General features: G+C 62.0%; 23 protein-coding genes. 13 read left to right on the top strand and 10 right to left on the bottom strand.

Annotated elements, in window-relative coordinates:
* Nucleotides 1–8: 8 nt before the first annotated feature.
* From thiL to nrdR, 7 genes are all read right to left on the bottom strand, one after another.
* Nucleotides 9–974 (bottom strand): thiamine-phosphate kinase, encoded by a 966-nt coding sequence (thiL, locus tag ACTD9P_RS06105; protein WP_438867049.1) that lies wholly within the window; start codon nt 972–974, stop codon nt 9–11.
* 16 nt (nt 975–990) lie between these two features.
* Nucleotides 991–1,491, bottom strand: coding sequence for a transcription antitermination factor NusB (gene nusB, locus ACTD9P_RS06110; protein WP_219269455.1), 501 nt, complete (start codon nt 1,489–1,491; stop codon nt 991–993).
* Nucleotides 1,488–1,964: a 6,7-dimethyl-8-ribityllumazine synthase gene (ribH, locus tag ACTD9P_RS06115; RefSeq protein WP_003176356.1), complete on the bottom strand. Its 477-nt coding sequence runs from the start codon at nt 1,962–1,964 to the stop codon at nt 1,488–1,490. The genes nusB and ribH overlap by 4 nt, the downstream gene beginning before the upstream one ends.
* Nucleotides 1,965–2,052: 88 nt before the next feature.
* Nucleotides 2,053–3,144 (bottom strand): bifunctional 3,4-dihydroxy-2-butanone-4-phosphate synthase/GTP cyclohydrolase II, encoded by a 1,092-nt coding sequence (ribBA, locus tag ACTD9P_RS06120; RefSeq protein ID WP_219269456.1) that lies wholly within the window; start codon nt 3,142–3,144, stop codon nt 2,053–2,055.
* A gap of 15 nt (nt 3,145–3,159) precedes the next feature.
* Entirely contained in the window at nt 3,160–3,834 is a 675-nt protein-coding gene (locus ACTD9P_RS06125; RefSeq protein WP_438867050.1) for a riboflavin synthase, read from the bottom strand.
* A gap of 47 nt (nt 3,835–3,881) precedes the next feature.
* Nucleotides 3,882–5,018: a bifunctional diaminohydroxyphosphoribosylaminopyrimidine deaminase/5-amino-6-(5-phosphoribosylamino)uracil reductase RibD gene (ribD, locus tag ACTD9P_RS06130; protein WP_438867051.1), complete on the bottom strand. Its 1,137-nt coding sequence runs from the start codon at nt 5,016–5,018 to the stop codon at nt 3,882–3,884.
* On the bottom strand, nt 5,015–5,485 hold the full coding sequence (gene nrdR / locus ACTD9P_RS06135; protein ID WP_015886108.1) for a transcriptional regulator NrdR: 471 nt from the start codon (nt 5,483–5,485) through the stop codon (nt 5,015–5,017). The genes ribD and nrdR overlap by 4 nt, the downstream gene beginning before the upstream one ends.
* Nucleotides 5,486–5,625: 140 nt before the next feature.
* Here nrdR and ACTD9P_RS06140 point away from each other — a divergent pair, with 140 nt between their 5' ends.
* From ACTD9P_RS06140 to trxA, 4 genes are all read left to right on the top strand, one after another.
* Nucleotides 5,626–6,081, top strand: a complete 456-nt coding sequence (locus ACTD9P_RS06140; RefSeq protein ID WP_138813653.1) for a YbaY family lipoprotein — start codon at nt 5,626–5,628, stop codon at nt 6,079–6,081.
* A complete protein-coding gene (locus ACTD9P_RS06145) occupies nt 6,078–6,731 on the top strand; it encodes a class I SAM-dependent methyltransferase (protein ID WP_438867052.1) in 654 nt (217 codons plus the stop codon). The genes ACTD9P_RS06140 and ACTD9P_RS06145 overlap by 4 nt, the downstream gene beginning before the upstream one ends.
* A gap of 263 nt (nt 6,732–6,994) precedes the next feature.
* Entirely contained in the window at nt 6,995–7,996 is a 1,002-nt protein-coding gene (locus ACTD9P_RS06150; protein WP_438867053.1) for an Abi family protein, read from the top strand.
* Between the two features lie 73 nt (nt 7,997–8,069).
* The gene (trxA, locus tag ACTD9P_RS06155) at nt 8,070–8,942 is read left to right on the top strand and encodes a thioredoxin (RefSeq protein WP_438867054.1); all 873 of its coding nucleotides are present in this window, start codon (nt 8,070–8,072) and stop codon (nt 8,940–8,942) included.
* Here trxA and ACTD9P_RS06160 read toward each other — a convergent pair.
* Nucleotides 8,939–9,280, bottom strand: a complete 342-nt coding sequence (locus tag ACTD9P_RS06160; RefSeq protein WP_438867055.1) for a hypothetical protein — start codon at nt 9,278–9,280, stop codon at nt 8,939–8,941. The genes trxA and ACTD9P_RS06160 overlap by 4 nt on opposite strands.
* A gap of 131 nt (nt 9,281–9,411) precedes the next feature.
* Here ACTD9P_RS06160 and ACTD9P_RS06165 point away from each other — a divergent pair, with 131 nt between their 5' ends.
* The 5 genes from ACTD9P_RS06165 to ACTD9P_RS06185 all read left to right on the top strand — a co-directional run bounded on the left by ACTD9P_RS06165 (nt 9,412) and on the right by ACTD9P_RS06185 (nt 13,551).
* Nucleotides 9,412–10,023, top strand: a complete 612-nt coding sequence (locus ACTD9P_RS06165) for a DUF2796 domain-containing protein (protein WP_438867056.1) — start codon at nt 9,412–9,414, stop codon at nt 10,021–10,023.
* A gap of 6 nt (nt 10,024–10,029) precedes the next feature.
* Nucleotides 10,030–10,740 (top strand): ABC transporter ATP-binding protein, encoded by a 711-nt coding sequence (locus ACTD9P_RS06170; RefSeq protein WP_169987430.1) that lies wholly within the window; start codon nt 10,030–10,032, stop codon nt 10,738–10,740.
* Nucleotide 10,741: 1 nt separating this feature from the next.
* On the top strand, nt 10,742–12,007 hold the full coding sequence (locus tag ACTD9P_RS06175; RefSeq protein WP_438867057.1) for an ABC transporter permease: 1,266 nt from the start codon (nt 10,742–10,744) through the stop codon (nt 12,005–12,007).
* A 90-nt stretch (nt 12,008–12,097) separates the two neighbouring features.
* On the top strand, nt 12,098–12,619 hold the full coding sequence (locus ACTD9P_RS06180; protein WP_056861907.1) for a DUF3299 domain-containing protein: 522 nt from the start codon (nt 12,098–12,100) through the stop codon (nt 12,617–12,619).
* Between the two features lie 233 nt (nt 12,620–12,852).
* Complete coding sequence (locus tag ACTD9P_RS06185) at nt 12,853–13,551, top strand: OmpW/AlkL family protein (RefSeq protein ID WP_017135983.1); 699 nt, start codon at nt 12,853–12,855, stop codon at nt 13,549–13,551.
* 112 nt (nt 13,552–13,663) lie between these two features.
* Here ACTD9P_RS06185 and ACTD9P_RS06190 read toward each other — a convergent pair whose 3' ends face one another.
* Nucleotides 13,664–14,548, bottom strand: coding sequence for a sugar nucleotide-binding protein (locus ACTD9P_RS06190; protein ID WP_438867058.1), 885 nt, complete (start codon nt 14,546–14,548; stop codon nt 13,664–13,666).
* A 167-nt stretch (nt 14,549–14,715) separates the two neighbouring features.
* On the opposite strand from ACTD9P_RS06190, the gene ACTD9P_RS06195 reads away from it, so the two are divergent.
* A complete protein-coding gene (locus ACTD9P_RS06195; RefSeq protein WP_438867059.1) occupies nt 14,716–18,963 on the top strand; it encodes an Lhr family helicase in 4,248 nt (1,415 codons plus the stop codon).
* Between the two features lie 120 nt (nt 18,964–19,083).
* On the opposite strand, the gene ACTD9P_RS06200 is transcribed toward ACTD9P_RS06195, so the two are convergent.
* Entirely contained in the window at nt 19,084–21,192 is a 2,109-nt protein-coding gene (locus ACTD9P_RS06200; protein WP_438867060.1) for a mechanosensitive ion channel family protein, read from the bottom strand.
* Nucleotides 21,193–21,433: 241 nt separating this feature from the next.
* Between ACTD9P_RS06200 and ACTD9P_RS06205 the strand changes: the two genes are divergently transcribed.
* Genes ACTD9P_RS06205 through ACTD9P_RS06215 form a run of 3 tightly spaced genes read left to right on the top strand, consistent with a single transcriptional unit; the run spans nt 21,434 to nt 24,418 of the window.
* Nucleotides 21,434–22,213 carry an endonuclease/exonuclease/phosphatase family protein gene (locus ACTD9P_RS06205; RefSeq protein ID WP_438867061.1) on the top strand — a complete coding sequence of 260 codons (780 nt, stop codon included), beginning with the start codon at nt 21,434–21,436 and terminating at the stop codon, nt 22,211–22,213.
* Nucleotides 22,210–23,472: a cardiolipin synthase ClsB gene (clsB, locus tag ACTD9P_RS06210; RefSeq protein ID WP_438867062.1), complete on the top strand. Its 1,263-nt coding sequence runs from the start codon at nt 22,210–22,212 to the stop codon at nt 23,470–23,472. Before ACTD9P_RS06205 ends, clsB begins: the two co-directional genes overlap by 4 nt.
* Entirely contained in the window at nt 23,462–24,418 is a 957-nt protein-coding gene (locus tag ACTD9P_RS06215) for a lysylphosphatidylglycerol synthase domain-containing protein (RefSeq protein ID WP_438867063.1), read from the top strand. The genes clsB and ACTD9P_RS06215 overlap by 11 nt, the downstream gene beginning before the upstream one ends.
* Nucleotides 24,419–24,438 lie beyond the last annotated feature (20 nt).

Below are 24,438 nucleotides of genomic sequence, written 5' to 3' on the forward strand. Positions count from 1 at the left end.
TCTGTCGCTTACGGCGTGTCGCGAAAATGCTGGTAGCCGCGCACGGCTGGGGTGATGTCTTGCCCGGCGGCGCCAAGCAGCGTCACGCCCTGCCCTGCCGCAACCCGGCCAATCACGTGAATCGGCCAGCCGCCCGCCAACAACGGCGCCAGCTTGGCCGGTGGCAGGGTGAACGCCAACACATAGTCGTCGCCGCCGCTCAATGCCGCCACACGGGCCTCGTCATCGCCAACAAACGCGAGCAACGCCTGGGATAACGGCAGCTTCTCCCGCTCAATCAGCAGCCTGACAGCCGAGGCCTTGGCGATATGCCCGCAATCGGCCAACAGGCCATCGGAGATATCCATGGCCGCTGTCGCGTTACCTCGCAGGGCCAGGCCCAGTGCCAATTGCGGTTGCGGCGACCAGTAATGGGCGAGCAGCGGATCAGCGATAGCCGAGTCAGCCGTACGCTGCCCCAACACCAGCGGCAAAGCACCGGCGGCGTTGCCCAGTTCGCCGCCCACACACAGCAGATCACCCGGCTGCGCACCACTGCGGGTCAACGCCTGCCCGGCCGGCACACGGCCAAACACGGTCAGGGTCAGGCTCAGCGGCCCGCGGGTGGTGTCGCCGCCCACCAGGCCCACGCCGCAGCTCTGCGCCATGGCGTTCAAACCCTGGGCATAGCGTTGCAGCCAATCGGCATCGACGGTGGGTGTGGTGAGTGCGAGGGTGAAGGCCAGCGGGTGGGCGCCCATGGCGGCCAAGTCGCTGACTGCCACGGCCAACGAGCGCTGGCCGAGCAGGAACGGGTCACACGGGTCGGCGAAGTGCACGCCGGCCACCAGCGTATCGGTGGAGATTGCCAGTTGCTCCCCGGCGGGGAGCGCCAGCAAGGCGCAGTCGTCGCCGATCCCCAGGGCAATACCTTCGCCGCCCTGCGCACAGGGCGCGGCGGCGAAGTAGTTGCGGATCAGCTCGAACTCACCCATTCGGGACTCAAGCGACTTAGCGCTTGTGTTCCTTTACTTCGGCTTCACGCAGGCGCGGGGCCAGCTTGTCGAGCACACCGTTGACGAACTTGTGGCCGTCGGTGGAACCGTAGACTTTCGCCAGTTCGATACCTTCGTTGATGACCACGCGGTACGGCACGTCGACGCGCTTGAGCAGCTCCCAGGTGGACAGGCGCAATACGCACAGTTCAACCGGGTCGAGTTCTTCGATGGTCAGGTCCAGGCATGGTGCCAGCGCTGTATCGATCTCGGTCAAGTTGGCCGGAACACCGTGCAGGATGTCGTGGAAATAGCTCTGGTCGGCGAAGGTGAAGTCGTTATCGACGCGGAACTGCGCTTCGATTTCGTTCAGCGAAGCACCGGCCATGTGGCGCTGGTACAGCGCTTGGGTGGCGAGCTGACGGGCAGCACGGCGTTTTTCGCTTTTCGAAGGCTTGCCGGCGTCGGCTGGACGCTCGTCACGTGGGTTGAAACGATCGCTCTCGTCGGAAATCACTTGGCCTCCAACTGCGACAGCAGGCTGACCATTTCCAGTGCGGACAAGGCAGCTTCAGCGCCCTTGTTACCGGCCTTGGTGCCGGAACGTTCGATGGCTTGCTCGATGGAATCTACGGTCAGTACGCCGAAAGCGACTGGCACGCCGAACTCCATGGACACCTGGGCCAGGCCCTTGGTGCATTCGCCAGCCACGTATTCGAAGTGCGGAGTACCGCCACGAATGACCGCGCCCAGGGCGATGATCGCCGCGTATTCACCCTGCTGTGCAACTTTTTGCGCAACCAGTGGAATTTCGAAGGCGCCAGGGGCGCGGATGATAGTGATGTCGCTCTCGCTCACACCGTGGCGAACCAGGGCATCCACGGCACCGCTTACCAGGCTTTCAACCACGAAGCTGTTGAAGCGGCCAACCACCAGGGCATAGCGGCCTTTGGGGGCGATGAAGGTACCTTCGATGGTCTTCAGGGTCATTCGACAAATCTCTTAAAGAGCCGGGACGCGAAAAATGCGTCCCTCAGTGATGATTTAACCGCGAACAAGGGGCAGAAAACGCCGGCCTTTATTCGGAGGGCACGTATTCTACAACTTCCAGATCGAATCCGGATATCGCATTAAATTTCATCGGTGCGCTCATCAGGCGCATTTTGCGCACACCGAGGTCACGCAGGATCTGCGAACCGGCACCGACGATGCTGTAGGTGGTCGGTGTTTTAACCTGAGTGTGCTCGGCGGTTTCACGAATATGTGCCAGCAATACATCGCCATCCACCGGGTTGCCGAGCAGCAACACCACGCCGCTGCCAGCCTCGGAAACCGCGGCCATGGCGGCGCGCAGGCTCCAGCGGCCCGGCTGCTTGACCATCAGCAGGTCGCGCAGCGGGTCCATGTTATGCACGCGCACCAGGGTCGGCTCTTCGGCGCAAATATGCCCCAAGGTGAGGGCCATGTGCACGTCGCCTTCGACTGAATCACGGTAGGTCACCAGGTTGAACTGGCCCAGTTCGCTGTCCAGCGGCTGCTCGGCAATCCGCTGAACGGTACGTTCGTGGATCATGCGGTAGTGAATCAGGTCGGCAATGGTGCCGATCTTGATGCCGTGCTCAGCAGCAAACGCCTCGAGTTCGGCGCGACGGGCCATGGTGCCGTCGTCGTTCATCACTTCGCAGATCACCCCGCTCGGCTCAAAACCGGCCATGCGCGCCAGGTCGCAGGCGGCCTCGGTGTGGCCGGCACGCGCGAGGGTGCCGCCCGGCTGGGCCATCAGCGGAAAAATATGGCCCGGGCTGACGATGTCTTCGGCCTTGGCGTCTTTGGCCGCAGCGGCTTGCACCGTGCGCGCACGGTCGGCGGCGGAAATACCGGTGGTGACGCCGGTGGTCGCTTCAATCGATACGGTGAACTTGGTGCCGAAACCCGAGCCATTGCGCGGCGCCATCAACGGCAGCTTGAGCAGCTCGCAGCGCTCGCGGCTCATGGGCATGCAGATCAGCCCACGGGCGTGCTTGGCCATAAAGTTGATGTGCTCGGGCTTGCACGCCTCAGCGGCCATGATGATGTCGCCTTCATTCTCGCGATCTTCGTCATCCATCAGGATGACCATCTTGCCTTGGCGGATGTCTTCAACCAGTTCTTCGATGCTATTGAGCGCCACGCGGCACCCCCTTGGTCAGGGTTTCAGGTAGCCGTTAGCGGCCAGAAAGCTTTCAGTGATGTTCCCGCGCCCTTGTAAAGAGTCAGGCTCAGCTGCCTTATCGCCCATAAGCAGGCGCTCCAGGTAACGGGCAAGCAAGTCGACTTCCAGGTTCACCCGGCGACCTGGCTGGTACGACGCCATGATGGTTTCGCTCAGGGTGTGCGGGATGATGGTCAGTTCGAATTCGGCGCCATTCACGGCGTTCACGGTCAGGCTGGTGCCGTCGACAGTGATCGAGCCTTTGTGGGCGATGTACTTGGCCAGCTCTTTCGGCGCGCGGATACGGAATTCCACGGCGCGCGCGTTTTCGCTGCGTGCAACCACTTCGCCGACGCCGTCGACGTGGCCGCTGACCAGGTGGCCGCCCAAACGGGTGGTCGGGGTCAGGGCTTTTTCCAGGTTGACCGGGCTGCCGGCTTTGAGGTCATTCATCGCGGTGCAGTCCAGGGTTTCCCGGCTGACATCAGCAGCAAAGCCGTTACCCGGCAACTCGATGACGGTCAGGCACACGCCGCTGACGGCGATGCTGTCGCCCAGTTTGACGTCGCCGAGGTCGAGCTTGCCGGTTTCAACCAGCAGGCGCACGTCGCCGCCTTTGGGGGTCATGGCGCGGATGCTGCCGATGGATTCGATAATGCCGGTAAACATGGCCTTCTCCTGGAAAACGGTGCGGGCGCTTGAGCGCCCGGTCAGAATTATACGCTCGCTGCTGGCAAAGGGATGGCAGTGACTCGCCAGTCATCGCCTACAGCGCGCATTTCAGTGATCTTGAGTTGGGGGGCATCCGCCAGTTTCTCAAGCGGCCAGTCCAGCAAAGGCCGGGCGGCGGAGCCCAGGAACTTACCGGCGACGAAAATCACGTATTCGTCGACCAGGCCTTGCTGGGCAAACGCGCCCGCCAGGCTTGGGCCGGCTTCTACCAACACCTCGTTAACACCACGGGCAGCCAGCGCCACCAGGGCCGAACGCAGGTCGACCTGCCCTTCAACGCCCGGCACCACCAGGCATTCAGGGCCACGTGGGAACTGGTTTTCCGGGGTGACGCAAGTGATGACCAGCGCCGGGCCAGCCTTGAAGAACGGTGCGTTGAGCGGCACCCGCAGGCGGCCGTCGATCAGCACGCGCAATGGCGGGCGCGACATGGCCAGAGCGGTGGTTTCGGCGTCCAGGCCCAACTCGGCGGCGCGCACGGTCAGGCGCGCACCATCGGCCAGCACCGTGTCGGCGCCGGTCAGCACCACACTGGCCTCGGCGCGCAGGCGCTGCACGGCGGCGCGGGCAGCCGGCCCGGTGATCCATTGGCTTTCGCCGCTGGCCATCGCGGTACGGCCGTCCAGGCTCATGGCCAGCTTGACCCGCACAAACGGCAGGCCGTGCTCCATGCGCTTGAGGAAGCCGGGGTTCAGCGCGCGCGCTTGTTGTTCGAGTACGCCGCTGTGGGTTTCGATACCAGCTTGAGCCAAGCGCTGCAGGCCGCGCCCGGCGACCTCCGGGTTCGGGTCCTGCATCCCGGCCACTACGCGTGCCACACCGGCGGTCACCAGTGCATCGGCGCAGGGCGGCGTGCGCCCATGGTGGCTGCACGGTTCGAGGGTCACGTACACCGTGGCGCCACGGGCCTTGTCACCGGCGGCGCGCAAGGCGTTCGGCTCTGCGTGGGGCTCGCCGGTGCGTTCATGCCAGCCTTCGCCGACAATCTGCCCATCCCGCACAATCACGCAGCCCACCCGTGGGTTGGGGTGGGTGGTGTACAGGCCTTTGCGCGCCAGTTCGAGGGCGCGGGCCATGTAATGGGCGTCGAGGACGGCTTGTTCGGCAGACGGAGGGTTCATTCTTTGGCAGGCTCACGGGCCAGGCGGTCGATTTCTTCGCGGAACTCATTGAGGTCCTGGAAGCGTCGATACACCGAGGCGAAACGGATATAGGCGACTTCGTCGAGCTTTTGCAGCTCGCCCATCACCAGTTCTCCAACCACCAGGCTCTTGACCTCGCGCTCGCCGGTGGCGCGCAGCTTGTGCTTGATATGCACCAGCGCCGCCTCCAGCCGCTCGACGCTCACCGGGCGTTTTTCCAGGGCACGCTGCATACCGGCGCGCAGTTTTTCTTCGTCGAAAGGCTGGCGGCTGCCGTCGGACTTGATCAGACGTGGCAACACCAGTTCGGCGGTTTCGAAGGTGGTGAAACGTTCACCGCAGCCAGAGGCCAGGCATTCGCGCCGGCGGCGTACTTGATCGCCCTCGGCGACCAGACGCGAGTCAATGACCTTGGTGTCGTTGGCACCGCAGAAGGGACAGTGCATGGTTGGCAGGCAACAAAAAATGGGAGGGCCATGGTAGCGCATCCCCGTGGCAAGACAAGCCATAGCGTTTACGGTATATAGGCTGACTATTATGTTTCATATTTTTTAAGCCACGGATTTTGTCCTTTCTGGAGCCGTACATGCAGTTACGACCACTTGTTTTACTCGCCCTGTTCAGTTTTCTGGTCGCCTGCAGCAGCCAAGCCCCGAAACCATCGACACCGCAACCGACGCCCGTTCAAGAGAAAAAAGTGCCGGGCATTGAAGACCTCGGCCCTTTGCCGGCTTACCAGCGGGAAATCAACGGCACCCTGAATGGCGTGCCGGCCAACGCCGAAGTCGAACTGGCCCTGCTGGTGATCGACGAGCGCAACCGCCCGCAACAACTGCTCGCCAGCAGCGTACTCAGCGGCAACGGCAAGCCCCTGGCTTTCCGTCTGCGTTTCAACCCAGAAGCGTTCCCGGCCGGTGCACGGGTTGAACTGCGCGGTCGCGCCAGCCAGTCCGGCCAGTTGATCCTGCACTTGCCTGCGGTGCGCATCACCCAGGCGATCACCCAGACCACCGGCCCGCTGCAATTCGTCCCGGCACCATGACGCCACCGCTGGGCCTGCAACGCGCCCTGAGCGAACTGATCGGCGACGCGCAACTGGTGCCCTGCCCGCTGCCGGGCACCGAGCTGTCGTTGTGGCTGCTGGATGCGGACAACATGGACCGTGCCTTCAGCCAGGAGGAGACCCGGCGCATCCTGCATGAACCGCCATATTGGAGTTTTTGCTGGGCCAGCGGATTGGCGCTGGCGCGCTACCTGGCGGCGAATCCCGAGTGGGTGGTGGGCAAACGCGTGCTGGATTTTGGCGCCGGTTCCGGCGTGGCCGCGATTGCTGCGCTTAAAGCCGGCGCGCTGGAAGTGGTGGCCTGCGACCTCGACCCGCTGGCCTTGGCCGCGTGCCGGGCAAACGCCGAACTCAATGGTGTAGCGCTGAGTTATTCAGCCGACTTTTTTGCCGAGGCCGACCGCTTCGACCTGATCCTGGTGGCCGACGTACTCTACGACCGCGCCAACCTGCCGCTGCTCGACCACTTCCTGACACGTGGCCGTGAAGCGCTGGTGGCCGACTCACGGGTGCGTGACTTCCAGCACCCGGCTTATCAGCGCCTGGACATCCTCGATGCGCTGACGCTGCCGGACCTGGCCGAGCCTTGGGAGTTTCGCAAGGTGAGCCTGTACCATTCGCGGCGTTAAGGCTCAGCGTTACAAATTTTCAGCAATAGATCGACTAAGACAGAGCGCAACAGGCCATGGAGAATATTGTCCCTTCACACACGCCGTGGACAATCAACCCGTATGCCTTTGCACACAGTTTTGCTTATCGGCTTGCGGGCAGAAGCCTTGCAAATAGCCAGGTATCTGCCTAACCTTCGTCGCAATACACCCGCCATGCCTCTGGTTGCGTCAGCAACCAAGCACAAATTGTGCGGGTTTTTTATGCCCGGTACTTTTTGAGCATGAGGGCGTTCAGCAAACCTGCCATCGACGTTCCTGCACAGTTGGAACTGCTCAAGCTACGCGGACTGATTATTCACAATGAGGCCCGTGCAGAACGCTTCTTGCAATCAGTGAGCTTTTTTCGACTCAGCCCATACATGCGACCTTTCCAACGACCGGAAGACAGTGATCATCACTTTCGTGAAGGTAGCCAGTTGGGCCAACTGACGCGGCTCTACGACTTCGACCGGAGGCTGCGCTTACTCACCATGGATGCCCTTGAGCGAGTCGAAATTGCATCACGCTCAGTCATCAGCAACCACATGGGGCCGACCCATGGCAGCCATTGGTATATCAATCCACAGATATTTCACCCGGCATTTGATCATCAACGACTGCTGACAATGCTGTCCAACAAGCAAACCACGGCAGCACGTGACTACCATCGCGAATGCGAGCGCATCGATAGATCCCACGCCAGCAACAACAGAAAGGATCTTCTTAAACGCCAAAGGGCGAAAGAAAGCTATGCCCGTCATTATCCAGTGACCTACGCCCATCCATCCCTGATGCCGGGCTGGGCGATGCTGGAGGAATTGACACTGGGTGACCTCTCCCACCTTTACAAAGGTCTGGCCAAGGATGCTGATAAGAAGGCCATTGCCAGACGCCTGATGCTGCCGGCACCCCTTATGCAGTCGTGGCTGCACACCCTGACGACCATCCGAAACATTTGCGCCCATCATTCAAGAATGTGGAACCGGGAATTGGGAATTCGCCCCGAATTACCGAAGAAAGCCAGTTTTTTGTGGCCTCAACATCTGTTTCAACCTGGGCAACATAGCCGCATGTTTTCGGTACTCTGCATTCTGAATCATCTGATGCGTCAAGTAAGTCCGCACACTCGCTGGGGCCAACATTTGTATCAACTGATCAGCGAATTTCCGGACGTCAACTTAAAGGCGATGGGTTTTCCTCACGACTGGCATCAAGACCCTTTTTGGCACACGCCTCACGTCTGACTCCCCGTGCAGCTTCCGGTCAACCTCGCCAGCCCTTATAGTTGCCCCATTCCCGCTTTATTCGAGACGCCCCATGAGTGAGCCCACGCCGTACATCTTCGACGCCACCACTGCTACGTTCGACCAGGCAGTGATTCAGAACTCATTCGAAAAACCCGTGCTGGTGGATTTCTGGGCCGAGTGGTGCGCGCCGTGCAAGGCGCTGATGCCGATGCTGGCGAAAATCGCCGAGAGTTATCAGGGCGAGTTGCTGTTGGCCAAAATCGATTGCGAAGCCGAGCAGGATATCGTTGCGCGTTTTGGCATTCAAAGCCTGCCCACGGTGGTGCTGTTCAAGGACGGCCAGCCGGTGGACGGGTTTGCCGGGGCACAACCGGAGTCGGTCGTGCTAGCGATGCTGGAGCCGCACGTGAAGATGCCGCCACCGAAAGCGGCTGACCCGTTGGAACAGGCCCAGGCGTTGTTTGCCGAAGGCCGTATCAGCGATGCCGAAGCGGTGCTGGTGGCGCTGCTGGGTGAAGACAACACCAACGCCGCCGCGCTGATTCTGTACGCCCGCTGCCTGGCAGAACGTGGCGAGCTGGGCGAAGCCCAAACCGTGCTCGACGCGGTGAAAAGCGACGACCACAAAGCCGCCCTCGCGGGCGCCAAGGCGCAAATCACCTTCCTGCGCCAGGCTGCCGACCTGCCGGATGCCGCCGACTTGAAAAGCCGCCTGGCGCAAGACCCGCAGGACGATGAAGCTGCCTACCAACTGGCGATTCAGCAACTGGCGCGCCAGCAATACGACGCCGCGCTGGAAGGCTTGCTCAAGCTGTTTATCCGCAACCGCAGCTACAGCGAAGGCCTGCCGCACAAGACTTTGCTGCAAGTGTTCGAACTGCTGGGCAATGACCACCCGCTGGTCACGGTGTACCGTCGCAAGTTGTTCGCCGCGCTGTATTAATCGCCGATCCAGCTGTACAGCGGCGTATCCCCGCCGCTGGCCACTTTTACACGGGCACTGTGGCGCAGGCGTACCAGCAGGCGTTTGCCTGACGCCGCATCGCCCGCCAAGCTCTCAAGCTGATCAAGCAACTCAAGCCCATTGAGTTGCCCGGCCTTGCGCAGCAAGTCCTGGGCGTTCTGCCATAAGTCATCATTGTGTTTGACCGGCGCAACAGCGGGCGCGCTCGGTGCCGGTGTTGCCTGCAAGTGGGCGCCCAGGCGCGCCCAGTCGCCGTCATCGAGTTCCAGGGTCAAATCCACCGGCAAGTCGCCGACCGTTCCACGAATTCGCAACATCGCACTTACTCCCGCAGTTTTCCAACCCGCATGCTCCCACGCGACTTGCGCAACGCCAAGCAGGCGTTCAAACTGGTGTGAATATTGTTATAAGATCACATAACAAAACTTTCATCTTATGGAGCCTTCTCATGCGCCGTCTGCTGCTTGCCCTGCCGTTTGCCCTGCTGCCACTGGCCATCGCCCACGCCGCCGATGAACACGATCATGAGCATGAACACGGCAGCCTCGGTGCCCATGAGCATGGTGTCGGTCGCCTCAATGCGGTACTCGACGGCCAGGCGCTTGAGCTGGAATTCGACAGCCCGGCCATGAACCTTGTGGGCTTTGAACACAAGGCCACCACGCCAGCCGACAAAGCCAAAGTCGCCGCCGCACGTAAACAACTGGAAAACCCATCGACTCTGTTCAACCTGCCTAAAGCTGCCGGCTGCGTGATCAGCACCCAGGAACTCAACAGCCCATTGTTCGGCGACAAGCCTGAAGCCGATCATGATGAAGACGATGACGACCACGCCACCGATGGCAAAGGCGCCGCCGCCCACGAACATCATCACGACCACAGCGAAATCCACGCCCACTACCAGTTCACCTGCGCCACACCGACGGCTCTGAGCAACCTCGACCTGACTCAAGTGTTCAAGACCTTCCCTGCCACCCAGAAGATTCAGGTACAACTGATCGGCCCAAGCGGCCAGCAAGGTGTTGAAGCGACGGCCACCGCAGCCACCCTGAAATTCTGAGTTCACATGACCCAAGCACTGATCGAACTGTCTGACCTGGGCTTTAACTGGCCCGGCCACCCGCAGTTGCTGGACATCCCAGCGTTCCGCCTGGAAGCGGGAGAAACCCTGTTTCTCAAAGGCCCGAGCGGCAGTGGCAAAACCACCTTGCTCGGGCTGTTGGGCGGCGTGCAGAAACCCAGCCGTGGCAGCATTCGCCTGCTCGGCCAGGAACTGACCGAACTCTCGGCCGGTGCCCGCGACCGCTTCCGCGTTGATCACACGGGTTACATCTTTCAGCAATTCAACCTGCTGCCGTTTCTCTCAGTGCGTGAGAACGTCGAGCTGCCGTGCCACTTTTCCAGGCTGCGTGCGCAGCGGGCGACTCAGCGTCACGGCAGCGTCGACCAGGCCGCCGCGACCTTGCTGGCGCATTTGGGCTTGAAGGACAAAGACCTGCTGGAACGCCGCGCCGACTCGCTGTCCATCGGCCAGCAACAACGCGTGGCCGCCGCCCGTGCGTTGATCGGCCAACCGGAACTGGTGATCGCCGACGAACCCACCTCGGCCCTGGATTACGACGCCCGCGAAGCGTTTATCCGGCTGTTGTTTGCCGAATGCCGCGAAGCCGGTGCCAGCCTGTTGTTTGTCAGCCATGACCAGAGCCTCGCGCCGCTGTTCGACCGCCACCTGTCGCTGGCCGAACTCAATCGCGCCGCCACGCCCGCAGAGGTTTGAGATGTATCTGTTCCGTCTAGCCATGGCCAGCCTGGCTAACCGCCGCTTCACCGCAATTCTCACCGCCTTCGCCATCGCCCTTTCGGTGTGCCTGTTACTCGCAGTGGAACGCGTGCGTGTCGAGGCGCGCAACAGTTTCGCCAGCACCATCAGCGGCACCGACCTGATCGTCGGCGCCCGCTCCGGCTCGGTCAACTTGCTGCTGTACTCGGTATTCCGCATCGGCAACGCCACCAATAACATCCGCTGGGACAGCTTCGAGCACTTCGCCGCCAGCCCGCAGGTGAAATGGGCGATCCCGATTTCCCTCGGCGACTCGCACCGTGGCTACCGGGTGATGGGCACTAACGAATCCTACTTCGAGCATTACCAATACGGCCGCAAGCAAAACCTCGAACTGGCCAGCGGCCGCGCCTTCGCCACCGACCCGTTTGAAGTGGTGCTCGGCGCCGAAGTAGCGGATGCGCTGCACTACAAGCTCGGCGACAAGCTGGTACTGGCCCACGGCGTAGCAGTGGTCAGTCTGGTCAAGCACGACGACAAACCGTTTACCGTGGTCGGCATTCTCAAGCGCACCGGCACGCCGGTGGACCGCACGCTGCACATCAGCCTCGGCGGTATGGAGGCGATTCATATCGACTGGCACAACGGCGTGCCGGCCCAGGGCAAAGGCCGTATCAGTGCCGACCAGGCACGCAACATGGACCTCACGCCGCAGGCGATCACTGCGTTTATGCTCGGCCTGAACAACAAGATTTCCACCTTTGCGCTGCAACGCGAGATCAATGAGTTCCGTGGCGAGCCGATGCTGGCGATCCTGCCCGGCGTGGCGCTGCAAGAGCTGTGGAGCATGATGGGCACCGCCGAAAAAGCGCTGTTCGTGATCTCGCTGTTCGTGGTGCTGACCGGTTTGATCGGCATGCTTACGGCGATTCTCACCAGCCTCAATGAACGCCGCCGCGAGATGGCGATTTTGCGTTCGGTGGGCGCACGGCCGTGGCACATTGCGACACTGCTGATCTTCGAAGCCTTCGCGCTGGCCTTGTCTGGCGTAGTGGTCGGCGTGGGCCTGCTGTACCTGTGCATCGCGGCGTCACGGGGTTATTTACAGGCTAATTACGGCCTGGACCTGCCGATGTCGTGGCCGAGTGAATATGAATGGACCTTGCTCGCCGGTATCCTCGCCGCAGCGCTGTTGATGGGCAGCGTGCCCGCGTGGCGCGCCTATAGGCAATCTTTGGCCGATGGCCTGTCCATCAGGCTGTAAACAGCCGCTGCAGGCTTCAAGCGCTAAGCCGCAAGCGAAGCGGCTTTTACTTGATGCTTGCCGCTTTCAGCTAGCAACTAAGGAGTCTTTATGCGTCGTGCCCTGTTTGCGCTGTTGCTGCTGGTGGTGGTGCCCGCCTGGGCCGACGAGCAGCCCAAGGACCTGTCGTGGCAGGAAATGATCCCGCCGGACGCGCCGCCAGAAATCCCCAATATGAAACCGCTGCACGACCTGTCGAACATGGCCGATGCGCTCTCGGTGGAAGCGGCGCCTGCGGCCAAACAGGAACTGCCCAACGCGCCGGTGGTGCAGAGCCTTAACGGCAAGCACATCCGTTTGCCGGGCTATATCGTGCCGCTGGAAGTCAGCGAAGAAGGCCGCACCACCGAGTTTCTGCTGGTGCCGTATTTCGGCGCGTGCATCCACGTACCGCCGCCGCCGTCGAACCAGATCGTGCATGTGAAAAGCGAAGTCGGCGTGAAGCTTGATGAGCTGTATCAGCCGTATTGGATCGAAGGCGCGATGCAGGTCAAGCCGTCTTCCAGTGAGCTGGCCGATGCCGGTTACCAGATGGATGCCGAGAAGATTTACGTCTACGAACTGCAGGAATAACGCCTTCCCAGGAACACCCAGGATCAACTGTGGGAGCGGGCTTGCTCGCGAATGCGCTGTGTCAGTCAACCGATTCATCGACTGACTGACCGCTTTCGCGAGCAAGCCCGCTCCCACATTTTTGATCAGTGGTGCAAGTGATTGATCGAGCTTTCATTGAGCTGAGTCAAAAGATCGGACGGAACGATCTTTACCATTGGACGTACAACTTTTAACGTCCTTTTGGAGCTCCCATGAACAAGTCTCTGCTCGGCGCGTCCCTCTTCGCGCTTGCCCTCGCCGCCCCTGTCGCACACGCTCACGAAGCGGGCGACATTCTGATTCGTGCCGGTGCAATCACCGTGAACCCGAAAGCAGACAGCGGCCATGTGAAGGTTGACCAGGGGCCATTGGCCGGCACCAACCTGGGCGGCAAGGCAACCATGAGCAGCGACACCCAACTGGGCCTCAACTTCGCCTACATGATCACCAACCACATCGGCATCGAACTGCTGGCCGCCACGCCGTTCGAGCATGACGTGAAGATCAAGAACACCGCCCTGGGCGCCGCCAATGGCAAGCTCGGTACGCTGAAGCACCTGCCGCCAACCTTGAGCGTCGTTTACTACCCACTGGACAACAAGTCCGCGTTCCAGCCGTATGTAGGCGCCGGTATCAACTACACCTGGATCTACGACGAGCACGTCGGCAGCCGCGCCGAACAAGCCGGTTTCAGCAACTTCAAGGCCGAAAACTCCTGGGGCTGGGCCGCGCAGATCGGCGCCGACTACATGATCAACGACAAGTGGATGATCAACGCCCAGGCGCGTTATATCGACATCAGCACCAAGGCGACGGTGGATAACAATGCGCTGGGCCAAGGCACACGTGCCAAGGTCAATGTGGATGTTGACCCGATGGTTTACATGGTGGGTATTGGTTACAAGTTCTAATCCCGGCTCAAGCACCACTGCATAACCCACATTTTGGTTTTGCAGGGTGTCAGCTTTGGCGGTAGAGCCTCCCCACACAAAACCTGCCTCCCACATTGGGTTTTGTGCGGTGTCAGCTATGCCGGTAGAACCGATCCAGCAACGCCGGCAACCCCGCCCGCCACGCCCGTGGCTTGATGCCAAAGGTGTGCAGGATTTTTTTGCAGGCCAGCACCGCGTGCTGCGGCTCGTCCGCCGCATCCGGCCGGGCCGCGTGGGCCTGGGCGGTGGGCGCCTCGATCGCCAGCGGGTGAAAATTGCGCGCTTCGGTAAGGATCGCCTGGCCCAGCGCCAACGGCGTGGTCGCTTCGTGGCCGGCGTAGTGATAGGTGCCCCACAGCGGCGCCGCGCAATCGAGTTGCTTGAGCACCGAGATGATCACCCGCGCCGCGTCGTCCACCGGCGTCGGGTTGCCGCGCCGGTCATCGGCCATCAGCAATTCATCGGGTTTCTCGGCACGCGCCAGAAAGCGCCCGAGGGTGCCGTCAACACTGTCATCCAGCAGCCAGCCAAAGCGCAGCAGCACATGTTGCGGGCAAGTGGCGCGCACGCTCTGCTCGATCCGCCACAGCGCCTGGCCGCGCAGGCCCAGTGGCACCGGCTCGTCTTTTTCGCTGTAGGCGGTGGCGCGGGAGCCATCGAACACGCGGTAGCTGGACGGTTGCAGCAAGGTGATGTTGTGGTGCTGGCACAGTTCGGCCAGGCGTTCGATGGCGAACTCCTGTGCGGCCAGACGTGTTTCGCTGACCGCTTCGGCCTGGAACCAGTCGAAATAGTAGGCGAGGTTGATCAGCGCATCGGGACGGGTGTCGTCGAGCAATTGGGTGAGGCTCGCGGCATCCCAGCCGTCTTGGGGCGGTTTAGGTGCGAGGAAACCGATGTCTTCCTCTGCACCGAGGCGAATCAGCGCCTGCCCGAGGGCATTCCCGCCGCCCAGTAACATAAGGCGCATTCGCATAGATTGAGCAGGCCCGGTCTGTTTGGAACGATGGTTATTATCGGCAGGCGTGTGCGCCTTGCCGTAGGTTGTTGCCAGAATCGTTGCATTTTGCGGGTTTGTAGCGCAACCGTCACGGACAAAGTACCTGATTGCAACTTGTTGGAATGGGCAGTATCAATCACTAGATGAACCTTCCCGAATCAACCGACACGGCATTGGACGGCTTCCACCCCGCCGTCAGTGCCTGGTTTGGCAGCACTTTCCCCTCGGTGACCGGCGCACAGGCCCAGGCGTGGCCGCTGATCCGCCAATGCCGCTCAACCTTGATCGCCGCGCCCACAGGCTCCGGCAAGACCCTGACCGCGTTCCTCGCGGTGCTCGATGACCTGGTGCACCAAGGCTTGGCCAATGGCGGGCAACTGCCGGACGAGACGCTGGTGGTGTATGTGTCGCCGCTCAAGGCGCTGTCCAACGACATCCAGATCAACCTGCAGAACCCGCTGGCCGGCATCACCGCGCAATTACAGGCGCAGGGCTTGCCGCCGCTGACTATCCGCACGGCCGTGCGCACCGGCGACACGCCGCAAAAAGACCGCGCACAAATGCGCAAACGGCCGCCGCATATCCTCGTCACTACGCCGGAATCCCTCTACGTGCTGCTGGGCTCGGACTCCGGTCGGCAGATGCTGGCCAGCACGCGCACGGTGATCGTCGACGAAATCCACGCCATCGCCGCCGGCAAACGCGGCAGCCACTTGGCCCTGAGCCTGGAGCGCCTGCAAGGGTTATGCAGCGAGCCGCTCACCCGTATCGGCCTGTCGGCCACGCAAAAGCCTATCGAGGCGGTGTCGCACTTTTTGGTCGGCACAGGCCGTGAGTGCGCCATCGTCAATATCGGCCACGCGCGCCCACGCGACCTGGATATCGAAGTACCCCCGGTGCCGCTCTCGGCGGTGATGGCCAACGATGTGTGGGAATTGGTCTACGACCGCCTCGCCACACTGGCCCGCGAACACCGCACTACGCTGGTGTTCGTCAACACACGGCGCTTGGCCGAACGCTTGGCCCGGCACCTGAGTGAGCGTTTGGGCAAGACCGCCGTAGCCGCGCACCACGGCAGCCTGGCCAAAGAGCTGCGCCTGGATGCCGAGCAACGGCTCAAGGCCGGTGGGCTGCAAGTGCTGATCGCCACCGCGTCGCTGGAGTTGGGGATTGATATCGGTGAGGTCGACCTGGTGTGCCAGATCGGCTCGCCCGGCTCCATCAACGGTTTTCTGCAAAGGGTCGGGCGTTCCGGTCACCATGTCGGCGGCACGCCCAAGGGGCGACTGTTCGCCACCACCCGCGACGATTTGATCGAATGCGCCGCCCTGCTCGACTGCGTGCGGCGCGGCGAGCTGGACACCTTGCACAGCCCCATTGCCCCGCTGGACGTGCTGGCTCAACAGATCATCGCCGAAGTCAGCGCCCGCGAATGGCCAGAGCAGGCGCTGCTGGACCTCATCCGCCGCGCCTCACCCTATGCCGCACTCGATGAACGCCACTATCAGGCGCTGCTGCACATGCTCGCCGACGGCTACAACGGCCGCCAAGGCATCCGCAGCGCCTACCTGCACCGTGACGCCGTGACCCACACCCTGCGCGCCCGCCGTGGCGCCAAACTGACCGCCGTGACCAGCGGCGGCACCATCCCCGACAACGCCGACTACAGCGTATTGCTGGAACCCCAGAGCCTGAACATCGGCAGCGTCAACGAAGACTTTGCGGTGGAAAGCATCGCCGGGGATATCTTCCAGCTCGGTAATACGTCCTACAGAATTTTGCGGGTAGAAAGCGGCAAAGTGCGGGTCGAAGATGCCCACGGCCAGCCGCCGACCATCCCGTTCTGGCTGGGTGAAGCGCCGGGGCGCAGTAATGAGTTATCGGCGGCAGTCGCGCGTTTTCAGGGACAGTTGGACGCCCTGCTCAGCACCACGCCCGGCAACCTGCAACCCGCGCAAGACTGGCTCACCGACAGCCTTGGCCTGAACCGCGCCAGCGCCGAACAGATCCTTGATTACCTGGCCCGCGCGCGCCTGGCGCTGAGCGCCTTGCCGTCCCAGGACACATTGATCATGGAGCGGTTTTTCGATGAGTCCGGCGGCACTCAACTGATCATCCACACGCCGTTCGGCAGCCGCATCAATCGCGCCTGGGGCCTGGCACTGCGCAAGCGTTTTTGCCGCACGTTCAACTTTGAATTGCAGGCGGCGGCCAGTGAGAATGCAATCGTGCTGTCGCTGTCCACCAGCCACAGTTTTGAGCTGGATGAAGTGTGGCGCTATGTGCACAGCAACAGCGCCGAGCACCTGCTGATCCAGGCCGTATTGGATGCACCGCTGTTTGGCGTGCGCTGGCGCTGGAATGCCGGTGTGGCACTCGCGTTGCCGCGCTATACCGGCGGGCGCAAGGTGGCGCCGCAGATCCAGCGCATGAAAAGCGAAGACCTGATCGCCAGCGTGTTTCCCGACCAGATTGCCTGCCTGGAAAACCTTGCCGGCGAGCGCGAAGTCCCCGAACACCCGCTGGTTGAGCAAACCCTCGACGACTGCCTGCACGAAGCCATGGATAGCGAGGGTTGGCTGACGCTGTTGCGGCGCATGGAGCGTGGCGAAGTGCGCCTGATCAGCCGCGACCTGCCCGCGCCCTCGCCCATGGCCGCCGAGATTCTCAGCGCACGCCCCTACACCTTTCTCGACGACGCACCGCTGGAGGAACGCCGCACCCAGGCCGTGCTCAACCGTCGCTGGAGCGACCCGCACAGTACCGACGACCTTGGCGCGCTGGACGCCGAGGCCATTGCCGGCGTGCGTGAAGAAGCATGGCCCGCGCCCCATGGACTGGATGAAATGCATGAGGCGTTGATGAGCCTGGCGTGTATCGCCAGCAACGAAGTCACGCCGCAATGGGCCGAGTGGTTGCACGCCTTGGCCAACGGCGGGCGCGCCTATCAACTGGACAATGGCCTGTGGGTGGCGGTGGAACGCCTGAGTTGCCTGCAAGCGGTCTATCCGAATGGCTTGCCGTTATTGCCGGGCTTCGATGAGCCCTGGACCTTTGACGATGCACTGGCCGAAGTGCTGCGCGCGCGCCTCGGCGGTTTCGGCCCATTGACCCTGGCCGAGATCGCTACGCCGTTGGCCCTGTCAGCCGCGGATATCAGCCAGTCACTCGCGCGCCTGGAGCGGGAAGGCTACGTACTGCGCGGCCGTTTCAGCCCCGGCGCCACCCAGGAACAATGGTGCGAGCGGCATTTGCTCGCGCGTATCCATCGCTACACAGTCAAACGCCTGCGCCGGGAAATCGAGCCGGTGGCGCTGCAGGACTTCATGCGCTTTCTTTTCGATTGGCAGCACCTGTCCGACAGCACCCGCGGCCAGGGCAGCGCAATGTTGCCGCAGATCGTCGGGCAGTTCGAAGGCTACGCCGCCGCCACCTCGGCCTGGGACAGCGACTTGCTCAGTGCGCGGCTCAAGGACTATTCCTCCACCTGGCTCGACGAGCTGTGCCGCAGCGGCAAACTGGTGTGGACGCGCCTGAGCAACAAGGCCGGCGCCCTGGCATTGCGCAGTACGCCGGTGGTGTTATTGCCGCGCAGCCAGGTGCCGTTGTGGAGCGGGCTGACCGAACCGACCGACAGCACCACGCTGTCGCCCAAGGCGCAGAAAGTCCACCTGGCGCTGCGTGAGCACGGCGCGCTGTTTTTCGACGAACTGGTGCATGAAGCCCACCTGCTGCGCAGCGAACTGGAAACGGCCTTGCAGGAACTGGTGGGCGCGGGCCTGGTGAATGCCGACAGCTTTGCCGGGCTGCGGGCCTTGACCACGCCCGCCAGCAAACGCCAGGCACGCAGCAGCCGGCGTGGGCGCGGGGCGTTTATCGGTGGTATGGACGACGCCGGTCGCTGGGCCTTGGTGCGCCGCTCGCCCAGCGCCGCCGGGCCGCACTCGGCCGAGACCCTCGAGCATGTGGCGATGACCTTGCTGCGCCGTTATGGCGTGGTGTTCTGGCGGTTGCTGGAGCGGGAGGCCGACTGGCTGCCTAGCTGGCGCGAATTGCTGCGCACCTTCCATCGCCTGGAGGCGCGGGGCGAGATTCGCGGCGGGCGGTTTGTGAGTGGTTTGGCGGGGGAACAGTTTGCGCTGCCGGAGGCGATTCCGTTGCTGCGTGAGGTAAGGCGCCGGCCGCATGACGGCAGTTTGATTGCGGTGTGTGGAGCGGACCCGTTGAATCTGGTAGGCACCTTGTTGCCGGGCAGCAAAGTGCCGGCGGTGAGCGGCAATCGAATTGTGTATCGCGATGGCTTGCCGGCGGCTGTGATGGTTGCGGGTAAGCAGCAGGTGTTGCTGGAGGAGGATTCGCAGGCGGTGCAGGAGAAGTTGATCAGGCGCTGAAAGAGATGGTGACTTTGACGGCCTATTCGCGAGCAAGCCCGCTCCCACATGTTGATCTATGAACACAATCAAATGTGGGAGCGGGCTTGCTCGCGAAGGCGTCAGCCCAGACAACATCAATCACTGGGTACGCGGCTGCTCGGTCAACACCACAGGTCCCGGCACCTGTTCCCCCGCCTCATCCACATGCGCCGAACGCTTGGGCAGCCAAACCTGCTGTGGATAAGTTTGCGCGAAGTGCACCTCATCACAGTTATCCACAAGCTTTTTCAGGCGCTGGTTAAATGCCCGGCTCACAGCATATTGCCCACCCGACACGGTACGGAACTGCGCCGTCAGCACCACGCCGTTGAGGTCCATCTTGTCGACCCCGAACACCTCCAGCGGACCTTGCAGGTTGTACTTGAGGAACACATCGTCGCGGATCGACTGCCCCGCCTCACGGATCAGTTCCACAGCCTTGTCCACGTCGGTGTCGTAAGTGAACTGCACCGAGAAGAACGCATAGGCAAACTGCCGCGACTGGTTGGTGACCGCCTTGATCTGCCCGAACGGCACCGAGTGCACAAAACCCTTGCCGTCACGCAGGCGCAGGGTGCGGATGGTCAGGCCTTCGACCGTGCCGGCATGGCCGGAATCGAGCACCACCCAATCGCCGATCGACAGCGTGTCCTCGATGATGATGAACAGGCCGGTGATCACGTCCTGCACCAATTGCTGGGAGCCAAAACCGATGGCCAGGCCGACCACACCGGCACCCGCCAGCAACGGCGCGACATTGATGCCCAAGTTGGCCATGGTGGTGATCGCGCAGATCACCACCAGCACGATTTTCACTGCATTGCGCAGCAACGGCAGGATGGTTTTTACCCGCGTGCTGGGCTGGCGGCTGGAGCGTTTGTTCACCGGCGGTTTCAACGCCTCCTGGATTGCGGTGTCGAGTACCACCCAGAACAACCAGGTCACCAGCAGGATCAGGCCGATGCTGCTGAGGGAATCGCTGATCGCCCGACCCACCGAGTTGCGCTGGGCAAACTCGAACAGCGAGATGCCCCAGATACGCCCAAGAACTTCGATAAACGCGATGGCCATGGCGATGCGCAGTATCGCGTGCAACAGGCTGAGGAAGCGTTCCTTGTAGGCGCTGCTGCGTTGGATCGCCACCTGGCTGCGGGACTTGAACAGGTGTTGCAACACCGTGCTGAGAAACACCGTCCCGATCAACAGAATCGTAGTGAACAGCGCGCAACGCAGGGCCTTCTGGTTGTCATCGCCAGCGCCGATCAGGTTGATCGCCGAGACCAGCACCATCAACAGAATCGGCCAATACCACAACCCGGAGAACACCCGCAGCGATTGCTGCAGCGCCGGGTGCTTGAGGCGCTGGGCCAGCGGTCGGTTGCGGATCAGATGCGCAACCGGACGACGCAGGCGCACCACCAGCACGCCGAAAATCACCGCTGCGAACAGGCCGGTAAACACCGCGATGCTGCTGGTGATATTGCCCCCCAACTGCCGGGCGATTTGCGGGCTGGTCAACGCGTCGCTGAGGGCGGCCAGAAAGCCAATCAGGAACAGCGGCTTGGGGCAATAATTACGAATAATCTGCACAGCCGGGCGTTTGTGGCCGACGTTAAACATGACGATGACGCATAACAGCATCGACGTGGAGAAGATGCCGCTGCTGGTGGCATAGGCAAAACACAGCGCCAGCGCACGGCCTACGGAGCTGGGTAAGAAGTGGCTGACGTAAAGCGTCAGCGGCAGGCAGATCAGGGCCGGGATCGTGTAGGGCACCACGTAGCCCAGTACGCCTTGCAGACGCTCGCGCTGTGCAACGAAACGCCGCCGACCGAGGCGCTGCACGCTAAAACGCCCGAGCAGCGTGAGTACCGCAAAGGCACCGACCCACACCCCAGAGAGCAGCAGGAAGTCCCCGGCCACGCTCCACGGCGAACGTTGGGCGGTTTGATCGACCAGCCGCCCGACCTCATTCGCCGCTCGGTCGGCGCGCAGGCGCCAGGCGTCGATGAGGTTCTGGTTGAGGTCGAGTTTGTCTTGCACATCGTCAATGCTGGAGCTGATGGCGCCGAGCAGGCCACCTTCGACCAGCAACTCCGGCTTGGCTGGAGCCTCAGCTGCCGCAGGCGCCGCGGCCGCGGCTTGCAGCGCGCCGTTGCCACACACCAACAGCGCGACGAGCAGTAATGCAGTCTTTAGATTCAGCAAAACACCGGGCTCCTTCAGCAGGGTCTGTAAGGAACTGACGGGTTTGAGCGCTGATCGTTCCCACGCTCTGCGTTCAAGCGACGCGGAGCGTCCCGGGCGGCGTTACCACGCGGAGCGTGGGAACGATCGGTTAACAGCACCGCCTGTAGGTCACTCGAAACTTTCTCCCAACACCCGCAGTCAGCCAATAACATCAGCCAATAAAACAGGCTTCACCCTTTACTTATCCACAGGAGCGATCATGGCTGCGATTGCCGACTGGGTGCCCGTTACGCCCAGCACCGCCATCACCCGCTTCACCGTGCTGACGGTGAATATCCATAAGGGTTTCACCGCGTTGAACCGACGCTTTATCCTGCCCGAGTTGCGTGAGGCGGTGCGCAGCGTGGGTGCCGACATGGTGTTCCTGCAGGAAATCCACGGCACCCATGAGCGGCACCCGCAGCGTTACAGCGACTGGCCGAAGATGCCGCAATATGAGTTTCTGGCCGACAGCATCTGGCCGCAGTTCGCCTACGGCCGCAACGCGGTTTACCCGCATGGCGACCACGGCAACGCGCTGCTGTCCAAATTCCAGATCATCCGCTACGACAACCTCGACATTTCCCAAAGCGGCCATGAAAGCCGTGGCCTGCTGCATTGCGTGTTGCGCTTGCCGGGCAGCGGCCAGGAGGTGCATGCGATCTGTATGCACCTGGGCCTGCGCGAAGTGCATCGCCAGCAGCAATTGCGTCTGCTGGAGCAGCGCATCGCCGAGATTCCGGCTGACGCGCCGCTGATCGTCGCCGGTGATTTCAATGACTGGCGCCAGAAGGCCGACCTGAGCCAGAGCGGGCTCAGGGAGGTGTTTATCGAGGCCCATGGCAAACCGGCGCGCACCTTTCCGGCGCGCTTGCCGTTGCTGCCTTTGGATCGCATCTATGTGCGCAACCTCAAGGTGCATAACCCCAAGGCGCTGACGACGCGGCCGTGGTCCCATCTGTCAGACCACGTGCCGCTGTCGGTGGAGATTGAGCTATGAGTGTCGCCGTGGAACACATCGCCACCGACCAGCCGCCGGATGATGCCAAGGCCCGCGACCTGGATTACGGCTGGCAACCGGGCAACCGCATTGAGCTGCTGGAGAACGGCGAGGCGTACTTTCCCGCCGTCTTTGAGGCCATGCGCCAGGCGCAGCGGGAGATCTTGCTGGAGACCTTTATTCTGTTCGAAGACAAGGTTGGCCACGAACTGCAAGGCATTTTGATTGAGGCGGCGCAGCGTGGCGTAAAGGTGATCGTCAGCCTCGATGGGTTTGGCTGCGGCGAGCTGAGCCCAGCCTTTCTCGGTGAACTGGCCGAGGCTGGGGTGACGGTGCAAATGTTTGACCCGGCAGCCAAGATAGTGGGCATTCGCACCAACTGGTTCCGTCGTCTGCACCGCAAGATTGTGGTGGTGGACGCCGCCGTGGGGTTTATCGGCGGGATCAATTTTTCTGCCGACCACTTGGCTGATTTCGGCCCCGAAGCCAAGCAGGATTATGCCGTGCAAGTGAGCGGCCCGGCCGTGGCGGACCTGCATCATTTCGCCCTCGCCCAAAGTGGCCGCCAGGTGCGCACGCGACGCGGCTGGCGACGGCGCCAGCAACGGCCATCGGTGTGGCCTACGCACACCGACGACGGCCTGGTGCGGCTGATTTACCGCGATAACCTGCAACACCGTGATGACATTGAAGAGGCCTATATACACGCCTTGAGCAAGGCGCAAAAACGCGTGGTGATTGCCAACGCCTACTTCTTCCCCGGCTATCGCCTGCTGCGTGAAATCCGCAATGCCGCGCGGCGTGGCGTGCAGGTGCAATTGATCATGCAGGGCCAGCCCGATGTGCTGCTGGCCAAGCTCGCGGCGCGCATGCTGTATGACTATTTGCTCAAGGATGGCGTGGTGATTCACGAGTATTGCCAGCGCCCGTTGCACGGCAAAGTGGCCTTGGTGGATGACGACTGGAGCACCGTGGGTTCAAGCAACCTGGACCCCTTGAGCCTGTCGCTTAACCTGGAAGCCAACGTGCTGATTCGTGACCACGCGTTCAATCAACAGCTGTACCAAAGCCTGGAAACACTGGCGCGCAATCATTGCCAGACCATGCCGGAAAAGCGCAAGCCGCGCCTGTGGTTATGGCGATTGACCGTGGGCTTTTTGGTGTTCCATGTGATGCGGCACTTCCCCGCGCTGACGGGCTGGCTGCCGGCACACAGACCGCGCCTCAAGCCATTCGAGAGCCAGGCCCATGAGCACTGAAAGCGGCGGCTCGCGGCTCAAACGCTGGAAGAAACCGCTGACGATAGCGTTCTTTGTACTGCTGATTGTGCTGTTCACCCTGCTCGCGCGGCGCATCGACTGGAGCGAAGTGCTCCAGACGCTGGCGGACTTCAAGCTGCGCACGCTGTTGATCGCCGGCGGGCTGACGTTGTGCAGTTTTCTTGTCTACGCCAGCTTCGACCTGATCGGCCGCACCTACATTCGCCAGGATTTGCGTTGGAAGCAGATCCTGCCGGTAGGGATCATCAGCTATGCCTTCAACCTCAACCTGAGCGCGTGGGTTGGCGGCATTGCCATGCGCTATCGGCTGTATTCGCGGCTCGGGGTGAGCACCAGCAATATCGCCAAGATTCTTGGGCTGAGCCTGGCCACCAACTGGTTTGGCTATATGGCCGTGGCCGGTGTGGTGTTCACCAGCGGTTTAGTGAGCATGCCGCCGGGTTGGAAGGTCAGCAGCGGCGCGTTGCAAGGCATTGGCGTGGTGTTGGTGCTGGCCAGCCTGGGTTATCTGGCGGCCTGCCAGTTTGCAAAGAAACGCGCGTGGTCGATCAAGGGCATCGAGATCAACTTGCCGTCGTTGCGCATGGCCTGTTTGCAACTGGCACTCGGTGCGTTGAATTGGTCGTTGATGGCGACGGTGATCTTTACGTTGCTGCCTGCCAAGCTGGATTACCCGCTGGTACTGGGCGTGCTGCTGATCAGCGCGATTGCCGGGGTGATCACCCATATCCCGGCCGGGCTGGGTGTGCTGGAGGCGGTGTTTATCGCGCTGATGCAGCATGAGGCGTCGCGGGGTAGTTTGCTTGCAGGGCTGATTGCCTACCGGGCGATCTACTTTATTTTGCCGCTGTTGGTGGCGGTGGTGATGTATCTGGTGGTGGAGGCCAAGGCCAAGGCGTTGCGGGTCAAGAAGACACCGGCTTGAATTTGGGGTGATTGGTCTGA

It is taken from the genome of Pseudomonas onubensis, from assembly GCF_965653655.1.
Classification (GTDB): Bacteria; Pseudomonadota; Gammaproteobacteria; order Pseudomonadales; family Pseudomonadaceae; genus Aquipseudomonas.